The organism is Rhodococcus sp. NPDC057014, assembly GCF_042673295.1.
Taxonomy (GTDB): domain Bacteria; phylum Actinomycetota; class Actinomycetes; order Mycobacteriales; family Mycobacteriaceae; genus Rhodococcus_F.
On the sequence record NZ_JBHUSF010000654.1, the window covers coordinates 1 to 1,131 of the forward strand.

Sequence of the window (1,131 nt, forward strand, 5' to 3'; positions counted from 1 at the left end):
AAGGCGGCCGAGCAGGTGCTGGCGAAGTCGCCGACCGCGTGCGCGGTCACCCTCACCTCGCTGCGCCGGGCCCGGGTCGCGGGCAGCCTCGAGGAAGTCCTCAACGAGGAATTCCGGGTGTCCGTCGCCTGCCTGAGTTCACCTGATCTGGTCGAGGGGATCCGGGCGCAGGTCGTCGACAAGGACCGCAACCCGCGCTGGTCACCCGCCACCCTCGACGACGTCACCGACGCCGCCGTCGCACAGTTCTTCACCCCCCTCGGCGACCTCGAACTCGGCCTCATGGCCCCTACGACAATCGGAGATCACCAGTGACCGACTACGACACCATCCTCCTCGACCGCAAGGGCCGGGTCGGGATCATCACCCTCAACCGCCCGAAAGCGCTGAACGCGTTGAACTCCCAACTGCTGCGCGAACTCGTCACGGCAATCGAGGAACTCGACTCCGACAGCGGCATCGGGGCCATCCTCCTCACCGGCTCCGACCGGGCGTTCGCCGCCGGCGCCGACATCAAGGAGATGCAGACCAAGTCGTACATGGACGTCTACCTCGACGACTTCTTCTCCATCGGTGACCGCATCGCCGCCGCGCGCAAACCCATCGTTGCCGCCGTGGCGGGATACGCCCTCGGCGGCGGGTGCGAACTGGCGATGATGTGCGACATCCTGCTCGCCGCCGAGACCGCCAAGTTCGGTCAGCCCGAGATCAAGCTTGGCGTCATCCCCGGCATCGGCGGCTCACAGCGCCTCACGCGTGCCGTCGGCAAGGCCAAGGCGATGGAACTGTGTCTGACGGGCCGGACCATGGACGCCGAGGAAGCCGAACGCGCCGGACTCGTCGCCCGCATCGTCCCCGCCGCAGACCTATTCGACGAGGCGCTACAAACGGCCACCACCGTCGCCGAGATGTCGCTGCCCGTCGCGATGATGGCGAAGGAAGCGGTCAACCGGTCCTTCGAGACCACCCTCAGCGAGGGAATTCGCTTCGAGCGACGCGTCTTCCACTCGACATTCGCCACCGAGGACCAGAAGGAAGGCATGGCCGCGTTCGTCGAAAAGCGGTCACCGGAGTTCACCCACCGGTAGTCCCCACCCGACCCGAACACCCCGCAGCGAGCATCCGCTGCGG

At 67.0% G+C, this 1,131-nt stretch carries 2 protein-coding genes; both read left to right on the forward strand.

The features are described 5' to 3' along the window. Window positions 1–315: enoyl-CoA hydratase/isomerase family protein (locus ACFTZB_RS45785; RefSeq protein WP_378442649.1), on the forward strand; the 315-nt coding region annotated here is incomplete at its 5' end. Next, window positions 312–1,088 (forward strand): enoyl-CoA hydratase, encoded by a 777-nt coding sequence (locus ACFTZB_RS45790; protein ID WP_378442651.1) that lies wholly within the window; start codon window positions 312–314, stop codon window positions 1,086–1,088. The genes ACFTZB_RS45785 and ACFTZB_RS45790, both read left to right, overlap by 4 nt. The last annotated feature ends 43 nt before the right edge of the window (window positions 1,089–1,131 follow it).